The 16,990-nt window shown below is 60.0% G+C and carries 16 protein-coding genes; all 16 read right to left on the minus strand.

Going from position 1 to position 16,990, the window contains the following annotated elements:
- Window positions 1–26 precede the first annotated feature (26 nt).
- Window positions 27–902: an N-acyl homoserine lactonase family protein gene (locus HYX42_RS16000; protein WP_293404796.1), complete on the minus strand. Its 876-nt coding sequence runs from the start codon at window positions 900–902 to the stop codon at window positions 27–29.
- A gap of 14 nt (window positions 903–916) precedes the next feature.
- On the minus strand, window positions 917–2,524 hold the full coding sequence (locus HYX42_RS16005; protein WP_293404798.1) for an FAD-binding oxidoreductase: 1,608 nt from the start codon (window positions 2,522–2,524) through the stop codon (window positions 917–919).
- A gap of 21 nt (window positions 2,525–2,545) precedes the next feature.
- Window positions 2,546–4,096 (minus strand): class I adenylate-forming enzyme family protein, encoded by a 1,551-nt coding sequence (locus HYX42_RS16010; protein ID WP_293404800.1) that lies wholly within the window; start codon window positions 4,094–4,096, stop codon window positions 2,546–2,548.
- A complete protein-coding gene (locus HYX42_RS16015) occupies window positions 4,089–4,592 on the minus strand; it encodes a MaoC family dehydratase (protein ID WP_293405436.1) in 504 nt (167 codons plus the stop codon). The genes HYX42_RS16010 and HYX42_RS16015 overlap by 8 nt, the downstream gene beginning before the upstream one ends.
- A gap of 5 nt (window positions 4,593–4,597) precedes the next feature.
- Entirely contained in the window at window positions 4,598–5,149 is a 552-nt protein-coding gene (locus tag HYX42_RS16020; RefSeq protein WP_293404802.1) for a MaoC family dehydratase N-terminal domain-containing protein, read from the minus strand.
- The gene (locus HYX42_RS16025; RefSeq protein ID WP_293404804.1) at window positions 5,146–6,111 is read right to left on the minus strand and encodes a hydroxymethylglutaryl-CoA lyase; all 966 of its coding nucleotides are present in this window, start codon (window positions 6,109–6,111) and stop codon (window positions 5,146–5,148) included. The genes HYX42_RS16020 and HYX42_RS16025 overlap by 4 nt, the downstream gene beginning before the upstream one ends.
- A 32-nt stretch (window positions 6,112–6,143) precedes the next feature.
- Window positions 6,144–6,947, minus strand: coding sequence for an aspartate/glutamate racemase family protein (locus HYX42_RS16030; protein ID WP_293404806.1), 804 nt, complete (start codon window positions 6,945–6,947; stop codon window positions 6,144–6,146).
- 78 nt (window positions 6,948–7,025) lie between these two features.
- Window positions 7,026–8,009 (minus strand): tripartite tricarboxylate transporter substrate binding protein, encoded by a 984-nt coding sequence (locus HYX42_RS16035; protein WP_293404808.1) that lies wholly within the window; start codon window positions 8,007–8,009, stop codon window positions 7,026–7,028.
- 154 nt (window positions 8,010–8,163) lie between these two features.
- Window positions 8,164–8,619: a MaoC family dehydratase gene (locus HYX42_RS16040; protein WP_293404810.1), complete on the minus strand. Its 456-nt coding sequence runs from the start codon at window positions 8,617–8,619 to the stop codon at window positions 8,164–8,166.
- On the minus strand, window positions 8,616–9,035 hold the full coding sequence (locus tag HYX42_RS16045) for an OB-fold domain-containing protein (protein WP_293404812.1): 420 nt from the start codon (window positions 9,033–9,035) through the stop codon (window positions 8,616–8,618). Before HYX42_RS16045 ends, HYX42_RS16040 begins: the two co-directional genes overlap by 4 nt.
- Window positions 9,032–10,192, minus strand: a complete 1,161-nt coding sequence (locus tag HYX42_RS16050; RefSeq protein ID WP_293404814.1) for a thiolase domain-containing protein — start codon at window positions 10,190–10,192, stop codon at window positions 9,032–9,034. Before HYX42_RS16050 ends, HYX42_RS16045 begins: the two co-directional genes overlap by 4 nt.
- Window positions 10,189–12,357: an acetate--CoA ligase family protein gene (locus HYX42_RS16055; protein ID WP_293404815.1), complete on the minus strand. Its 2,169-nt coding sequence runs from the start codon at window positions 12,355–12,357 to the stop codon at window positions 10,189–10,191. The genes HYX42_RS16050 and HYX42_RS16055 overlap by 4 nt, the downstream gene beginning before the upstream one ends.
- The gene (locus HYX42_RS16060; protein WP_293404816.1) at window positions 12,354–13,511 is read right to left on the minus strand and encodes an acyl-CoA dehydrogenase family protein; all 1,158 of its coding nucleotides are present in this window, start codon (window positions 13,509–13,511) and stop codon (window positions 12,354–12,356) included. Before HYX42_RS16060 ends, HYX42_RS16055 begins: the two co-directional genes overlap by 4 nt.
- A gap of 8 nt (window positions 13,512–13,519) precedes the next feature.
- Window positions 13,520–14,719, minus strand: a complete 1,200-nt coding sequence (locus HYX42_RS16065; protein WP_293404817.1) for an acyl-CoA dehydrogenase family protein — start codon at window positions 14,717–14,719, stop codon at window positions 13,520–13,522.
- A gap of 39 nt (window positions 14,720–14,758) precedes the next feature.
- Window positions 14,759–15,694, minus strand: a complete 936-nt coding sequence (locus HYX42_RS16070; protein ID WP_293404820.1) for an SDR family oxidoreductase — start codon at window positions 15,692–15,694, stop codon at window positions 14,759–14,761.
- A 3-nt stretch (window positions 15,695–15,697) separates the two neighbouring features.
- Window positions 15,698–16,729, minus strand: a complete 1,032-nt coding sequence (locus HYX42_RS16075) for a tripartite tricarboxylate transporter substrate binding protein (RefSeq protein ID WP_293404822.1) — start codon at window positions 16,727–16,729, stop codon at window positions 15,698–15,700.
- Window positions 16,730–16,990 lie beyond the last annotated feature (261 nt).

Genomic DNA, 16,990 nt, shown 5'->3' on the forward strand with positions numbered 1-16,990 from the left:
CGGTCCTTGCCGTGATGCGCGGACGGTCAGGCGCTGTGTGCAGGCTCTTCTTCCCTGTAGCCGGCTTCCGTCATCCGACACCAGCAACCGTTGGCGCCGCAGCCTTCGCCATCGACATCGCTGGCGACGCGGCCTCGGTCAATGATAACCGGCATGTCGTGGCTGGGGAAAAGCTTGAACCGCGGAGCCGTGGCCAGCAGGCGCTTCAAGGCAGCTTTTTCTGATCGCCGCGATACGACAACGTTGGCGCTGACGGCGGGGTCAAAATCCAGGATGCGGGGCATTTGCAACTGGTGCTTGACGCTGTAGATGAGGTCGCCACAGAAAACGGCCGGGCCGTCCGTCGTGTCCACCGTGATCACCATGGAGCCCTCGGTATGCCCACCTGCGGCGACGCAATGGATGCCGTCGAAGACATCTTCGCCGCCTGTCAGTTCCAAGTCCAGCAGCCGTAACGCGCCCGGCGTGTGCATGCGATCGATCATGTGCTTGATGTCTTCGGGCGGATAGGACGGCCCCGATAATCCGGACGCCGCATATTCCAGTTCGCGCCGATTGACGACGGCGGTTGTCGTATCCGGAAATATATCGGTCTGGCCTGCGTGGTCTATGTGCAGATGGGTATGCAACACATAACGGACGTCGGCCGGCTTCAGGCCGTGCAAAGCCAGTTGCTCCCTGACTCGCTGCACAGGTGTCTCGACACCTTGCGCACGGTCACCCAGCCGTTTCAGGATATCCGGGTGGCGAAAACCGGTGTCGATCAACACAGTATGTTTCGGCCCGATCAGCAGCCATCCCTGCACGGGTGCATGCATGAGCTTTCCCGGCTCCGAGCCGTAAAGCATCCTGCTTTCATTCAGCACAACCTGACCCAGGTCAAGCGTCTTGATTTCCCACATACAAAACTCCTTTGTCAGTGTGTGCCGAGACCCAGCACGCCGGGGTTCAGGGTGTGGGCGGGATCGGTGATGTCCTTCAACTGCTGTAGGAAATCCCAAGTCGTGCTGCCTTCCAGGGCATCCTTGTAGGGGTAGCACTTGGCCCACTGTACGTGCAGCGAGCCCATCTCGCGGAACATGCGCGTGACGCGGTAGCGAAAGTCGATCGCCGCCGCTGTTCGCGAGGCGTCCTCGGTAAGTTTGAGGGAACGCTCGCGCCGGTCTTGCGTCGCGTAGTGCATGCGGTAAGGCCCCAGCGGTCGGCGCCACATAATGACCGGCTCAATGCCCCAGAAATGCCCGTGCAGCAGCGAGTTGCAGCCGACACGTATATCGTGCTTTTTCAGGAGGGCGTCATTTTCGGCAAGGAAGGATTCGAAGGCGCGCATCGCGTCCGCCGCTTTCGAGGCCGGGAATTTGGCGTTGATCGGAAAATTCACTTCGCCGGCCCGGTTGGCCATGATTTCGCCAACGTTAAGAAATGGCCCGTAGCGCAAGCCGAAAGGAATGGTGGTGGGCACCGCTTTGCCGCCATGCTTTTTGCAGATGGCTGCGATCTTGCCCTCCATGCGATCCGCTGCCGCCTGGTCATGCGCCTCGGCGCTGTAGTACATGACGTTTTTCAGGCCGGTCAAAAACCCCAGTCCCTTGGGATGCCAGGCACGCAGCAGGTTGCGAAAAGCCCTGAGCTTGTTGGGGTGCTCCGACAGGAACTGCCTGACCATCTGCTTTTTCTCTTCAGCGGGCGGAGTGGGGTGTTTTGCATATTCGCTGACGAAATGGCCGTCAAATGCAAAGGCTTCGGTCTGCAAACCTGTCTGGGCGATTTCGGCCTGCGCCTTGACCAGATCCACCCGGTCCTCGAATGCCACGCAGCCAAACGAAACCTTGGGCACCGGCTCCAGCAGCAAATGCACCTTGGTCTTGATGGCAAACGCGCCCGAGTCGCACAAAAACATGCCGGTCAGGTCAGGCCCGTTATAGCGGTAAAACGGCGCGGTGTTGCTGGTCGACCAGGAACCGGTGCGCATGATCCTGCCGTCGCCAAGTACAACTTCAAGGCCCAGCACATGCTCTGCAAGCGTGACCCTGCCCATGCCGGTCGCATTTTGCGACAGGCCCCCTCCGACGGTGGCATAGTTGCCCGACAGCGTGCCCAGGTAGGGCACGCGAAAACCTGTTCCGCGCAAGGCGGCGCGCAACTCGCGCCAGCGCACGCCGGTTTCGAGGGAAACATACCTGTCTTTGGTGTTGATCTCGAGGATGCGGTTGAGCCCTGTTGCATCCACCATGATGGTGTCCGGCCTGACGGGCACGTGGCCGCGCGTGTATGACATCGCCCCGCCCCGCGTATTGACCGCAACGCCTGCCTCGTTGGCTATGCGGACAATCGCTGCAACGTCTTCTGCGCTCTGGGGCTTGACGACCGCCATGGCGATTTCGCCCGGCTCTTCCGAAAAATCAAGCGAATGGAACACCCGCTCTTCAAGTGAGGTGAGTACACGGTCTGCACCAACCAACTCGCAGAGCTGCCTGATGACGGTTTCCGAAACGTCTGGCAAGGTGATGGGATTTGCACTCATGGTGGCTCCTTTGGGGCTGGGTCAAACGACGCGGGTCAACTTGCTGTCTGCAATGAGTTCCTTGAGGACGGAACGCTGCACCTTGTTGGTCGCGGTGGTTGGAAAACTTTCAGCCAGGTAGATTTCCCTGGGTATCTTGAATCCGGCAAGATGGCTGCGCATCGACTGAAGGACGGCAGACCACTCCACATTTACTGCACCGACCACCACTGCCGCAGGCACTTCGTCCAGCCGCAGGTTGGGAACCCCGAGTACGCAAACCTGCGGCAGGTTGCAATGGTCGCGCATGACCTGCTCTACTTCGGCGGGCGCAAGGTTTTCGCCGCCGACACGAATGATTTCCTTCAAGCGCGCGATGTACACCAGCTCCCCGCTGTCGGTGAGCTGGCCCAGGTCCCCGGAGCGAAGCCAGCCGTCGGCGGTGCGAGCCGCTGCGTCAGCCTCGGGGCGGTTGAAGTAGCCCGGGGACAGTGTGCTTCCGCACATCTGTATTTCCCCCGTCTTCCCGCGAGGAAGGGCTTCACCGGTTTCGGGATCTCCCAGGCGCAGCAGGTTTCCCGGTTGCGGCCTTCCATTGGCAGATATCCGGCTTTCCAGCGGATCATCAGGACACCACATCGTGTATTGGCCGGCGGTCTCCGTCATGCCATAGATGTTGGAAATACCCGCCAGGCCCAGTTCGTCATGCAGCCCCAGCAGGTATTCGCGTGTACCGAGGTCATGGGTGACTCGCATTGAGCGGAGCTTATGCCTTGCAATGCTGCGGTTCAGGCTGAGCACGTCCCGGTAATAAACCATGTGGGAGACGTCGCACTGGTGTGTCTCGACAAGGTCAAGGTAATGCTCAGGATCCCAGACTGACATCGAGGTCAGCGTGCTGCCCGCAAGCAGGCACGTGGTGATGGCGTGCATGCTGCCGCTGCAATGGAAAAACGGTCCTGCGCTGATGAACTCTGTGGATGGCGTAAGTCGCTGGCATCGGGCAACGTAGGCCGCTGTCCGCAGGTAGCCCTCATTTGTCAGCATCACCCCTTTCGGTGTCGACGTGGTGCCTGAGGTGTACTGGATGCAAAAAAGGCCCGCCGGTCCCACCAGAGGTGCTTGCGTTCGCGATGAACCTGAAATGCACGGCCAGGAAGCCGGGGGCAGGTCGTCGGACGCCGAGAACACCGTCGTCTGGCACCCCTTGAGTGCTTCCATGGCCTCGTCGATATAGGCCCTTCCACGGTAGCTGTTCGTGGTAATCAGCACCTGTGCGCCGGCATCTCCGACGATGGTGAGCAACTCGGATCCGGTCAGACGCGTATTCACTGGAACAGAGACCGCACCCAGGGCATTGAGGGCAATGAAACTGGCGACCCAGGAAAAAGAGTTGTGCATCCAGAGCACGACACGATCGCCTCTTGCAACATGCGGGGAGAGAATGCTCCTGGTCTGGTCGACCAGGGCCTGCAGTTGCGCATAGGTGATCGAGTGGCCATCAATGCGCATGGCGTTGCGCTGCGGAAAATGCCCGCAGTTATGCAGGAAAACGTCGTGAAGGGTCAGCGCTGCAGCGGAGTTTTCATTCATCAGCAGGCATCCGGACGGCCTCATACGCCGCAGCCTCTACAAAAGGATACGGCACCTCTTTGCCGCCGCGGATCGGCAGTACGCCGATGGCGGTACCCGCCGTAGACACTTCGCCATGCTGGTTGACCAGCTGCACCTTCAGGGTCACGAATCCGAAGCCGCCGGCCTCCTGCTTGGCCGTGATTTCGGCAGTTCCGCGTACGGTATCCCCGGCGATATCCATCTTCTTGTATCGGAAGTTAAGCTTCCAAAGCCATCCGCCCGGGCCAAAACCATCCTTGATCATCTGTATCAGGATGTGCTGCTTCCATGATCCATTGATCAGTACGCCCGGCAGTTTGTCGTGGCCGGTTGCAAAGGGCTGGTCGTAGTGGATGCGGTGGAAGTTCTCGATTGCCGCCGACCAGCGCATGATGTGTGTGGTCGTCATGGTGCCCTTGTCGATACTGCCTATCCGCTGTCCGACTTTTACGTCGTCAAAATAAAGCGTGTCCATCACGGTCATCTCCAGATCAGGGTTTGGCGATTGACCAGCAGCATTTCGCCTTGTTCGGTACGGTAAGTGGTTTCAACGACCACCAGCAGGATGAAGCCGTTCTTGCCTTCCTTGAGCTTGACATCTGCATAGCGCGGCGTGACCACGCAGCGCTCGCCCAAGGCTAGAGCGCGGTAGAAGGTCAGCTCATTGCCGCCGTTGAGCAGCCGCTTGTAGGGCGAGGGAATCTCGGGCAGGCCGTAAAACATGCCCTCGTTGCCGGCGGTGCCGTCGCTATCCGGGTTATCGGCAAATATTTCAAACGGGTCGGGCGCCCCTGCGGCTGTGCGAAAGGCATGGGCAGGGTAAAGCGGTGGCGCCACCACCTGGGCAAAGCGCGAGGCCTTTGCCGCGCGCTCGTCGTAATACACCGGGTCCGGGTCCATGATCGCCTGCGCAAAGCGCCGCAGCGTGTCGCGCTCCAGCGGGGTATGGGCAGTCTTTGGCTCGCCCGTCATGCCGATGTAGCGGTCATAGTTGGCCTGCGAGTCGCGCGCGGCCTGGGCCTGTGCTGTCATGCCGCTACTGCCGCGGCCTTGTCGCGGTAAGACTGCAGGATGCCGCCACGCATGACCTTGCCGGGCAGAGGGTGGCCGACTATTACCTCGGCTTCACGAGCGACTTCCACCAGCTTGTCCAGGTCAACGCCTGTCTCCACGCCGATCTCGTTGCACATGTGGACGAGGTCTTCGGTCGCAATATTTCCGGGCGCGTCCTTGAACCCTGCATAGGGACAGCCGCCCAGGCCAGCCACCGCGGAGTCAAAGTCGTCCACGCCCATTTCCATGGCAGCGAAGGCATTCATCAGGCCCATGCCGCGCGTGTCGTGCAGGTGAAGGTTGATGCGTTTTTCAGGCCAGCGGTCCTGCACCATGCCTACCAGCCGCCGGATGCTGAGCGGGTTGGCCCAGCCCATGGTGTCGGCAAGCTGTATCAGCTCAGCAGAAATCCCGTAGTCCTGCCCAATGCCGATCAGCCGTTCAATCAGTTTCACCACATGTTTCGGATCGATGTTGCCCTCGTAGTTGCAACCGAAGGCCGCCATCACGCTGACCTCTTTTGCAGCGACATTCATCGTCTTTAGCGAGTCGATGCGGCGCTCTGCTTCGACAAGTGTTTCTTCAATGGTGCGGTTGGTGTTTTTCTTTGAAAATGTCTCGCTTGCCGTGACGCTGAGGCTGCCTTCCACATCCAGCCGTCCTGTCTTGACCGCCCGTGCCAGCCCCTGCGAATTCAGGTAGACAGCGGTGTAGCGCGTACCGGGGTGTTTTCTAAACCCCGCGACGACATCCTCCGCATCGGCCATTTGCGGCACCCATTTGGGACTGACAAAGGATGTGACTTCTATCTCGTGGAAGTTGCATTCCGACAGCCGGTCTATCAGGCGAATCTTGTCCGCTGTTGACACGGGGTTTTTTTCGATCTGCATGCCCTCACGGGGGCCCAGTTCATGAATGAGGATTTTCTTGGGGAGTGCCATGCTATGTATTCCGTGCAAAAAATAAGAAGGGTTTAGTGGCCGAGCTTGTCCAGCCCATAGAAGGACAGGAGCTGGCTGACGCGTTCCGCTGAAGGCGCGTCGCCGAAGAAGCCGTGCCGGCTCTGCTTCATTCCCACGCTTTGCCGCAAGTCAACAAAACATTCGGTGAGCTTCATCGTGATGGCCAGCCCGTCAATGACAGGCACGCCGTCCACCTGGGTCACGCCGTTCCTGGCGAGCAGGATGTTCAGGGGCATCTCGCCCGGCATGATGACTTCGGCACCATCGCGGATCAGGGCACGGGCGCTTTCATGAAAACGCTCCAGCACGGGCTCGGGTTTGGTGAAGGCGGGAAGGACATCTTGAAACGTGAAACCCACCGGCTTCACGCCGGCGCAGCGCGAGGTCAATCCATAACCCGCAATCTGCTCATGAAACAGCGGGATCATTTTGTCGATGAACACCAGCATGCCGAAGCGGTGCCCGAGCATGCAGGCCATATGCATGGATGCTTCGCCGTAGCCGATGACCGGCATGTCCACCAGGCTGCGGATTTCGCGGATCAGCGGATTGGGAAGCGTGGCCATGGCATAGGCATCAAAGCCCTCGCGCTGCGCCTTGAGCGCCTGGATGATCCACTGCGCGCCATGCAGGTGATAGAGGGCGGCGAAACCCAGGTCGGTGCCGGGGTAGTTGGATGGGTAGGTGCCAGGCAGCTGGCCATGCATGACGACTTCCGTATCGGGGCGTACAACCTTTTTGATGTGGATCCGCAGCGCTTCGGCGTAGGCCGGCAAGTCCTCAAGGACGGTAAAACTCTGGTGCCAGATTTTCATGGTGGGTACTTCGTTGTGCAGGTTGTGGAGAAGGAGTGCAAAGTCCTGCCGCGCCACGCGCAGACATGCAGCCTGGCGTCAATTGACCTTGATGTTTGCCGCGGTGATGGTTTTGCCCCACCGGTCATATTCCGCGTCCAGCAATGCCCTGAAGGCCGGCTGGGAACTGGTGGCCGGATCCAGGCCGTTCTTGATCAGTGTTTCACGCACCTGCGGATCCTGCAGCGCGGCGTTCAGTTCGCGGTTGAGTTTCTCGACAATATCCTGCGGCACTTTGGCCGGCGCAAGGATGCCGACCCAGGGCGCAGAGTTCAGCGGTATGCCCTGTTCGGCAAACGTTGGCGCATTCGGCGCACCCGCAAATCGCGTGGGCGTCGCGGCGCCCAAAAGCCGGACCTTGCCGGCCGCGTCGTTCGGTACCGCAAGGACAAGCGGCACCATCATGGCGTCAACCTGGCCTGCCATGAGGGCGGCGATGGCAGGGGCTGCGCCCTGGTAGGGTACGTGCAGCAGTTCAACTCTGGACTGGATATTGAGCATTTCCATGGCCACATGGCCGGAACTGCCGACACCGAAGGACGCGTAGGTCATCTTGCCGGGGTTCTTGCGCGCCAGGGCGAGGAATTCAGCTACGTTTTTGGCCTGTACCTGGGGACTGACGATCAGCGCAATCGGCAAGGAACCCACCTGGGCAACCGGGGTGAAGTCCTTGCGCGCGTCGTAGGTGATTTTTGGGTAGACGTGCGGGTTGATCGAGTGGGTATCTGCCGCCGTGAACATGATGGTGTAGCCATCAGGCGCCGCCTTGGCGACGTAGTCCGTGCCTATCATTCCGGCAGCCCCTGCACGGTTTTCAACCACCACGGCTTGCTTGAGCCTCTCGCTCAGCCGCTGTGCCACGGCACGCGCCGTTACGTCGGTTGCACCGCCTGGCGGATAGGCCACTACCAGCTTGATCGGGCGATCAGGGTACTCGGCCAGCGCCGGCGCTGCCAGCGAAAGGGCTCCGGCCATCAAAAGAAAAACTGACACCAGCCGGCGCCGGCATGCGGATTTCTGCATTTTTGTCTCCTTGCTTTTTATTGGGCAGCCTTTGCTTTCAATGCGAGTATGGGAGTGGATCAAATAAGCTACCAGCACCACAACCATCAATATTCATAAGAGTCTTGCATGTAATGGCTCAGCGGCTCGTGCCCGCAAAGTACCGGCCTGGCGATCAGGTGTAACGCCTGCTGATGGACTCTGCAACGCAGGCTGGTTTGGTGCTGCCCTCCACTTCGACGGTCATCTCGATCACCATCTGCGCGCCGTTTCCGGGAAGGTCTTCATAAGACAACAACTTTGAATGCGCACGCAGGCGGCTTCCGGAGACAACCGGCGACATGAAGCGCACACGGTTCAGCCCGTAGTTGATCCCCATCTTCACATCCCGGATGCCAAAGGTCGTGCGCAGAAATTCAGGAATCAGCGACAGTGTGAGAAACCCGTGCGCAATGGTCTTGCCAAAAGGGCCGTTTGCCGCACGTTGTTCGTCCACATGGATCCACTGGTGGTCGCCTGTGGCTTCGGCAAAAAGCCCGATCTGCTTCTGGTCAATGGTCACCCAGTCGCTTGTGCCAAGCGAGTGGCCCGTCATTTCGCGGAGATCGGTGAGTTTGTCAAAAGTTTTCATGGCGCCTGTTTCCCTTCTGCTGAAGCCAGCCTGAACATGGGGACGTGCTGCCCGTTGTCACCTGCAATGAAATCAACTGTCACTGCCGCGCCAATGGCCGCTTGCAGCGCGTTTTCGCCCACCACATTTGTCATCATCGTGACGCCCTCTTCAAGGCGCACATAGGCAATGACCTGGCAGGGTTCAGTGCGCCGGTTGAGGGTAAGGGTGTAGATGGTGCCTCGCCCGGAGGCTTCAAACCATACGGTGTTCCCGCTGAAGCAGAAGGGGCAGAGTGTCCTCGGGAAGTAGTGGACCTCATGGCAGTCCTCGCAGCATTTGAGCAGCAGGCGGCCGCCTGATGCCGCAAGCCAGAATTCCGCAGCTTCACCGCCGGCCTGTGGCAGCGGCTGTGTGGATGGAGATGTGTGCATCATTGCGCCCCCAGAATGACGGTGGCGCTCGCATGCCGCGTGGCAATCGAGCCGCCCATGCCCTGCGCGAGGGCAAACTCGCAATTGGGTATTTGCACGGCAGGGTGGGCCTCGCCGCGGAGCTGCCGCACGGCCTCGATGATTTTTGTCATGCCGCCCCGATTGGACGGGTGGTTGTTGCACAGGCCGCCGCCGTCGGTGTTCACGGCCAGGCGGCCGGCACCGGCTATCAGCGCGCCATCAGCCACAAACCTGCCGCCTTCCCCTTTGGCACAAAAACCCAGGTCTTCGAGCTGAAGCAGTACGGTGATCGTGAAGCTGTCATAGATGGAGGCATACCGGATGTCGGCAGGCGTAAGGCCGGACTCGGCAAAGGCAGCACGCCCGGAAGCGGCAGCCGCGGTAAAAGACAGATCGACCTTGCCGCCGCTCAGGCCCTTGACAGACTCGCCGCAGCCCAGCACCGACACGCTTTGTCTTTTTAATGATTTGGCGATTCCCGGGCTAGTCACTATGATCGCGCCGCCACCATCGCTGATGACACAGCAGTCAAGCCGGTGCAGGGGGTCGGCAACCAGTGGGGAGGCGAGCACCTGCTCAACGCTGACCGGGTCTCGCAGCATGGCGCGCGCATTGTGCTGTGCATGCATGGACGCTGTCACCTTGATCCAGGCCAGTTGTTCGCTGGTTGTGCCGAACTCGTGCATATGCCTTTTGGCTGCCATGGCATACAGGCTGACAAGGTCTGCGCCATAAGGTTGTTCAAAGGGACTGTCAGGCCAGTCCAGCGTGGTGTGCGAGCCCGGTTTGCGCTGGCTTGACCGGGGTGTGCCGGCCAGGGTAATCAGTGCGACCTCACATTTGCCTGCGGCAATTGCATTGGCTGCGTGGGCTACATGCACAAGGTAGGAGGAACCGCCAGTTTCCGTGGAGTCGACATGCCGGATGGACAGGCCCATGTAGTCGGCCATGTTCAGTGCACCCAGGCCCGGCGCATCACCCGCACAAAAATATGCGTCCACATCGCCTTTTGCAAGGCCTGCGTCTTCCAGGGCGCCCTTGGCGCATTCTGCATGCAGTTGCGCGACGGATTGACCGGTAGCCTTGCGGATCGGGTGCTCGTAAGCGCCGGAAATCATCGCTTTTGGATGCCTGTTCATGAGTGTTCCGCTGTGGCCGGCACGCCGGTTGTTGATGAGCCCAACTGAACCAGCGCATCGACAGCAATGACGCCCTCGCCTTCGCCGCGAACGATCACGGGATTGATGTCGATTCCTTCAAGCCAGGCTGCGTTGGCGCAGGCATAAGCTGAAACCGCAACAAGCGCCTGTGCCAGCGCGTCGATATCTGTCGGCGGCCGACCGCGCACCCCGAGCAGCAGGCCTATGCCCTTGAGGCTGTGAATCATCTGAAGCGCCTTGCGATGGCTGATGCGTCCGACGGCGATGGCGGTGTCCTGCAGTACCTCGACAAGAACTCCCCCAAAGCCTATGACGGTGATGGGGCCGAAGACCGGATCGTGCTTGACGCCCATGATCATTTCAACGCCCGAGCCTATCATCGGGGAAACAAGCACGCCTTCAATATGCGCATGCGGCACAGCCGCTGTTACCGAAGCGAGAATCCGCGAAAATGCGTCGCGGGCCGAGGCCTCATCAACGATGGAAAGCACAACTCCCCCGACATCCGATTTGTGAGGCACCTGCACGGAGAGCACCTTCATTGCGACCGGAAAGCCTAGCTCCCTTGCCGCTGTGGCCGCGCCATCAGGCGAAGTCACGGTCTTGTGCCTGACAACGGGAATACCTGCCCGCTCGACAAGGGCCCTGGACGCTTCTTCGTTCAGGGTGGCCATTCCCGCAGGCCGAGGCTCTGAACCCGGGCCTGCGGGAGCCGATTCTTCCTCAATGGCAAACGAGCGTGCGTAATCCCGCAGGGCTGCGATGGCCGAGATACAGCGCGTGGGTTCTTCATAAACCAGGTATCCCATGCCTTCGTAACGCCTCCTGACCGGGGGGGTCATGATTGCAGACATCAGCAGCAGCTTGTCTTTGTGCTGGGCAGCAACATCTGCAAGGCAGCTGTCTACCTTGGCCATCAGCTTTTCAGATGTGCCCGTGGCTCCCAGATAACACACCATCGAATCATGGTGCCGAAGGACGGCGTCGAAAGCAGGTCCGACGATGGCCGAGTCATTGATGAATTGGGCGGTGACGTCCAGCGGATTGCGCGTTCCCGCATAGGGGATAAAAGTCTTTAGCTGCGCCTGCGTTTCCTCAGGCAGCGGGGGCACTTCAATTCCTGCCTCGCTGGCAGCATCGGCCAGCGCAATGCCGAACCCGCCCGAGATGCTGAGGATGCCGACAGTGTTGCGCGCCGGGAATTTTTGCGCACTGCATGCATAGCCGATGTCGAAAAGCTCCTCGATGGTTTTTGCACGGCGCACACCGCTGGCCAGAAGGACCTCGTTGAAAATGTCATCCGACCCCGTGAGGGTTGCGGTATGGGTTGCGGCTGCCTGTGCACCCACATCCGAGGTACCGATTTTCATCATCACGACTGGCACGCGCTTGCGGCGCGCCTTCTCCAGGACCCGAATGAAACGTGCGCCATCCCTGACGCCTTCAACGCAGCCCACGACCACCTTTGTCTGCGGGGCGTCGATCATGTATTCCAGCACTTCGGAGAACTCGACATCGACCTGGTTGCCAGTTGTTCCCCACAGTCCGAGTCCCAGTCCGCGCTTGAGCATGAGTGCAATGCAGTGAATGCCAAATGCACCGCTCTGGCTGACGATGCTGATGCCGCTGGGATCCGGCTTGTCAGGGCCGAGGATGCTCGAAAACGTGCCGTAGAGACCAAGGGCCGGGTTCATGATGCCCATGCAGTTTGGCCCCACGATGCGCATGCCGCTTGTGCGGGCAAGCTCCTGCATTCGTGACTGCATGGCGGTGCCTTCACCGCCCAGCTCGGAAAACCCCGAGCTGAACACCAGGGCATTGCGCACGCCCGCCTGCGCGCACTCCTCCATGGCGTCCAGGACTTTTTCTGCGGGCAGCGCAATGATGGCCAGGTCCGGCGCATGGCCGATGTCACGGACCGACGGCAGGCATGCCAGGCCCTGTACTTCTGTATGGCGCGGATTGATGGGATAAAGCAATCCCTTGTAGCCCCAGTTAAGTGCGCCCAGCAGGGGACGCCCGCCTATGCGGGATGCATCGCCGGATGCGCCGATGATGGCAATGGAGGCGGGTTCGAACAGCGTGGCCAGACCCGGACCCAAGCTGCGCGATGCCTGCATGTGAACATGTTCATCAGGCCTCATGCAAATTGTTCCGGGTGTGCGTCCTGGGTTTGTATGAATCGCTCCAGGTGCGAGTCGGCATCACCAAACAGGATGGCCAGTGTGAACAGCCGCTTTGCCATATGTCCGCAAATGTATTCGTCCGTCACCCCGATTCCGCCATGCAGCTGTATGGCCTGCTGCGCCACGAATTTGCCCGCCTTGGCGCCCATGACCTTGGCCGCAGAAACAGCCACGCGGCGGGCCGCGGCATCCGTGCCCGCAGTCCGGATGGCGGCAAGGTAGGTCAGCGAACGGGCCTGCTCCATCATCACGACCATGTCCACCAGCCGGTGCTGCACCGCCTGGAACGAGCCGATGGTTGTTCCGAACTGCTTGCGCTGTTTGACGTAGTCCACGGTGAGCGCATGCAGCGCATCCATGATGCCTACGGCTTCCGCGCAGCAGGCAGTGGCTCCCTTGTCGCAGGCAAGCTCGATGTGTTCCACGATTTCCGCATCGCCACCGAGCTGGTGTGACGCGGTGACTTCAACGTTCTCAAGCCTGATCTCGCCGGCGCGTGTGCCGTCCATGGTCGTGTAGTCCCTGATGGACAGGCCGGCCGCAGCAGGGTCAACCAGAAAAAGCGCAATGCCTTCTGCGGCGTCCACCGTGCCGGATATCCGCGCCGAAACAATCAGCTGGCCGGCCTGCGTTGCATGCGGAACAACGGACTTTGCGCCGTTGAGCTTCCAGCCTCTGGATGTGCGCTCTGCAGATGTTGCGACACGGGAAAGCTCATAGCGCGATTCGGGCTCCGCATGAGCCAGCGTCATGGTCAGCCTGCCTTGCGCGATCGCAGGAAGCATCTCTGACTGCTGCTGCTCCGAGCCCAGCGCCTCCACCAGTGAGGCGCTCACGATACAGGTTGGCACCAGGGGCTCCAGCAGCAGGGCCGGGCCGAGCGCATTCATGACAAACATGGCGTCAACCGATGACCCTCCATAGCCGCCGCGCTCCTGCGCAATGGTCAGGCCCAGCACGCCGAGGTTCGCCAGTTGCTCCCACACATCTTCGCTGTAGCCCTTGTCCGATTTCTGGTGTTCGCGCCTGAGTGCCAGGGTGTATTTTTCCGACACCATTCGCCGCAGCGAATGGTCAAAGGCAAGCTGCTCTTCACTGAGGTCAAAGTTCATCAGGCTTCCTACAGGCCAAGGGCGGCTTTTGCATAGATGTTTCGCTGTATTTCGCTGGCGCCGCCGAAAATCGTCAGCTTGCGAAGGTTGAGGTAAGTGGGAAACGCATGGGCGGCATAGTCCGGGCCGACAGGGTCGAGGTCCTCCACCGCCTCCAGCACGTCATAACGAAACGGCAGCGCGTAGGGCCCCATGGCCTCTACCAGCAGTTCCGACAGTGCCTGGTGCACCTCGGAGCCCTTCAATTTCAGGATTGACGACTCCACGCCCGGCTCCTTGCCCCCGTTTTGCATCGCCAGGAACCGGAGGTTGGTCATCTCGAGACCCATGAATTCGATTTCCAGCATCGCCAGCCGATCGCGAAAGCGCCTGTCCTGCGTCAGCGGTTTGCCATCTGCGCTCTGCGCTGCTGCAATGCGTTTGAGGCGCGATAAAACGGTTCGCGCAACGCCGATCCGGGCTATCGAGCTGCGCTCGAATTTCAGCAGGTACTTCGCGCATGACCAGCCCCGGTTCTCCTGCCCCACAAGGTTTGCCACGGGTACGCGCACGTTGTCAAAGAAGGTTTCGTTGACATCGCAGCCACCGTCCAGCGTCCTGATCGGCCGAATCGAAATGCCGGGCGACTTCATGTCGATCAGGAGCATTGAAATGCCGTCCTGCTTGCGGGGCGACTGGTTGTCGGTCCTGACCAGCGCAAACATGTAGTCCGCCTGATGGGCCAGCGAGGTCCAGGTTTTCTGCCCGTTGATGATGTAGTGGTCGCCGTCGCGGACAGCGCTGGTACGCAGCGATGCCAGGTCCGAGCCTGCATTCGGCTCTGAAAAGCCCTGGCAAAACCATATCTCGCAATTCAGGATGGGCGGCAGGAAGCGCTGCTTCAGCTCCTCGGTGCCATACGCAATGATGGTTGGGCCGAGCATGGTTGGGCCAAAGGGGTAAACCGGCGGCGCACCCAGCTGGCATGACTCATAGTCGAAGATGTGCCGCTGTATCGGCGTCCATTCGCATCCCCCGTAGGCCTTTGGCCAGACGGGGGTATACCAGCCTTTTTTGCTCAGGATCTTGTGCCAGCGTACGTAATCGTCCTTGACAAGATACCGGCCCTCCAGAACCTTTGTCCGGATGTCCTGCGGCAGATGTTCCTTGACGAACGCCCTGACCTCATCGCGAAAAACTACTTCCTCTGCAGAAAACTCAAGATCCATTGGCAAACCTCAACCGTTGCTCGTACATATCCCCGTCTTTCAGATCGGGTCCCAGGAAAAAACGTCCCGGATGCGCTCCAGCGGCGTCAGGGAAGTGCGCCATGCCGGCAACATCTGCTCTGCCAGTGCCGCCGGCGTCCACCCGTCTGCGCGGTGCAGTGTCCGGATGGGGCGCGGCTGGCTGTATAGATACATCTCGTTGCCGCGGGCGCCGATGATCTGCCCGGTGATATCGGCCGCCGCATCGCTGGCGAGAAACACCGCCAGTGGCGCGACCTGTTCAGGGCGCACCTTCTCGCGCAGCTTTTTCTCGAATGCAGCCTGCTCTTCCGGTGAAGCAGCGGGCAGGCCCTCGGTCATGCGGCTGAAAGCTGCCGGCGAGATGCAGTTCGAGCGTATGCCGAAGCGTGCCATGTCGATGGCAATGGACCGTGACAGTCCCGCGATACCCATCTTGGCTGCCGCATAGTTGGCCTGCCCCAGATTGCCGATCAGCCCGCTGGTCGAGGTCATGTGGACGAAGGCACCCGAGCCCTGCTTTCGCATGACTGCTGCGGCCGCCCTGCTCAGATAAAAGCTTCCATAAAGGTGCACCTTCACCACTGCATCAAACTCTTCGGGAGACATCTGGTGAAAAATTTTGTCCTGCAGGTTGCCTGCGTTGTTGACGACAGCGTCTACCCGGCCGAAATTCGTCATGGCCAGTTCGACCATGCGCTGCGCACCCTCCCAGCTGGCCACACTGTCAATGCAGGCGACAGCACGGCCGCCGCTGCCTGTGATCTCACCGACCACGTCCGTCACCGGCGAAGCCGTCGTGCTCGCGCCGTCCTGGCCGCCGATGTCGTTCGCAACCACCAGCGCTCCCTCGGCCGCCATTGCAATTGCAATCGCCCGGCCTATTCCACGCCCTGCCCCTGTCACGATGACGGCGCGGCCTTCCATGGACCTGCCCGCCGTGTTGTTGTTTGCCATGTCTTATGCGTCCATCTTGATGTCGAGCTCGCGGATGATCTTGCTCCAGCGAATGTTTTCCTCGGTCATGAAGCGATTGAAGTCATCAATGCTTCCGTCGGCGGCTTCCATGCCGTAGCTGAGCAGAAGCTCCTTGACCTCGGGTTCCCGGCGTATCGCATCAAGTTCACGCGCGACGCGTTCAAGAAGGGGCCGCGGTGTTTTTGCCGGCGCCACAAGCCCGATGAAAGTCTCAACTGCAAACCCCGGCACGCCCTGCTCGATGAAGGTGGGTACCTCCGGTGCCTGCGGCCAGCGCTTTTTGCCCGCATAGCCAATCACATGCAGCTTGCCCGAGCGGATATGCGGCAACAGCGCCTGGTAAGAGTCGAACATCAGGGTCGCATGTCCGCCAATGACATCGGCCAGGGCCGGGGCGACGCCCTTGTAGGGAACGTGCTTGATGTTCACGCCTAGGGAACGGCCGAGGAGCTCGCCGGACAAGTGGGCCAGCGAGCCCGTGCCGCTGGTTGCCAGCGTCAATTTGTCCGGATTCTTTTTGCCGAACTCGACGATATCCTTGACGTTGCGGATGGGAAATTCTGCAGACGCGACCAGAACCTGCGACAGCCTGACGAACTGGGATACCCCTGTCAGGTCCTTCAGCGGGTCATAGCGCATCTTGGGATAAAGCGCAGAAAACAGCGGGTGACCGCCGGGCGCAACGAAAAATGTGTAGCCGTCCGGCGCAGCTCTGGCAGTGAACTCGCCGCCTATAAGGCTGCCTGCGCCGGGTTTGTTGTCAATGATGACAGGCTGCCCCAGCCGGTCTTTCAGCCTCGTCGCAAACAGGCGCGCCAGCGTGTCGTTCGGCCCACCCGGGGTGTAGCCAACTACAAAATGTATAGGTTTTGAGGGATAGGCCTCGGGTGTCTGCGCCAGCAGGTCCAAAGGCCCCAGCGCTCCCGTCAGCGTAAGTGATGCCGCGGCGAATTGCCTGCGCGAAATGCCTGCGTTCTTGCGGCCCTCTTCGGCAGACGGCTTTACAAAAGTCATTTTTGTCTCCTTCTATAGTTGTCAGGGCATGCGTGCAGCCCGGGGCAGGCATGCACAAGAGACGCTCTTGAGACGTCTTCCTGCAAACAACAGGCCTTCCGCTGAACAAATTATTGACCCCCGAGCAATAAACTGAAACTGTATAAACCATGAATATTCATAAGAAACATGCATGTATTACTCAGGTTTACGAGCAAAGGGTTTTTACGGGAATGCTCAAACTCTTTCGCGTTGCAAGATAAGCGGCAGCTGATAAATCAG

This window comes from Polaromonas sp. (assembly GCF_016185115.1).
Taxonomy (GTDB): Bacteria; Pseudomonadota; Gammaproteobacteria; order Burkholderiales; family Burkholderiaceae_C; genus Polaromonas.

What these genes read in the sequence shown, in the direction of transcription:
- HYX42_RS16000 (WP_293404796.1), bottom strand. Translation starts at nt 902, where the DNA reads ATGTGGGAAATCAAGACGCTTGACCTGGGTCAGGTTGTGCTGAATGAA.
- HYX42_RS16005 (WP_293404798.1), bottom strand. Translation starts at nt 2,524, where the DNA reads ATGAGTGCAAATCCCATCACCTTGCCAGACGTTTCGGAAACCGTCATC.
- HYX42_RS16010 (WP_293404800.1), bottom strand. Translation starts at nt 4,096, where the DNA reads ATGAATGAAAACTCCGCTGCAGCGCTGACCCTTCACGACGTTTTCCTG.
- HYX42_RS16015 (WP_293405436.1), bottom strand. Translation starts at nt 4,592, where the DNA reads ATGGACACGCTTTATTTTGACGACGTAAAAGTCGGACAGCGGATAGGC.
- HYX42_RS16020 (WP_293404802.1), bottom strand. Translation starts at nt 5,149, where the DNA reads ATGACAGCACAGGCCCAGGCCGCGCGCGACTCGCAGGCCAACTATGAC.
- HYX42_RS16025 (WP_293404804.1), bottom strand. Translation starts at nt 6,111, where the DNA reads ATGGCACTCCCCAAGAAAATCCTCATTCATGAACTGGGCCCCCGTGAG.
- HYX42_RS16030 (WP_293404806.1), bottom strand. Translation starts at nt 6,947, where the DNA reads ATGAAAATCTGGCACCAGAGTTTTACCGTCCTTGAGGACTTGCCGGCC.
- HYX42_RS16035 (WP_293404808.1), bottom strand. Translation starts at nt 8,009, where the DNA reads ATGCAGAAATCCGCATGCCGGCGCCGGCTGGTGTCAGTTTTTCTTTTG.
- HYX42_RS16040 (WP_293404810.1), bottom strand. Translation starts at nt 8,619, where the DNA reads ATGAAAACTTTTGACAAACTCACCGATCTCCGCGAAATGACGGGCCAC.
- HYX42_RS16045 (WP_293404812.1), bottom strand. Translation starts at nt 9,035, where the DNA reads ATGATGCACACATCTCCATCCACACAGCCGCTGCCACAGGCCGGCGGT.
- HYX42_RS16050 (WP_293404814.1), bottom strand. Translation starts at nt 10,192, where the DNA reads ATGAACAGGCATCCAAAAGCGATGATTTCCGGCGCTTACGAGCACCCG.
- HYX42_RS16055 (WP_293404815.1), bottom strand. Translation starts at nt 12,357, where the DNA reads ATGAGGCCTGATGAACATGTTCACATGCAGGCATCGCGCAGCTTGGGT.
- HYX42_RS16060 (WP_293404816.1), bottom strand. Translation starts at nt 13,511, where the DNA reads ATGAACTTTGACCTCAGTGAAGAGCAGCTTGCCTTTGACCATTCGCTG.
- HYX42_RS16065 (WP_293404817.1), bottom strand. Translation starts at nt 14,719, where the DNA reads ATGGATCTTGAGTTTTCTGCAGAGGAAGTAGTTTTTCGCGATGAGGTC.
- HYX42_RS16070 (WP_293404820.1), bottom strand. Translation starts at nt 15,694, where the DNA reads ATGGCAAACAACAACACGGCGGGCAGGTCCATGGAAGGCCGCGCCGTC.
- HYX42_RS16075 (WP_293404822.1), bottom strand. Translation starts at nt 16,729, where the DNA reads ATGACTTTTGTAAAGCCGTCTGCCGAAGAGGGCCGCAAGAACGCAGGC.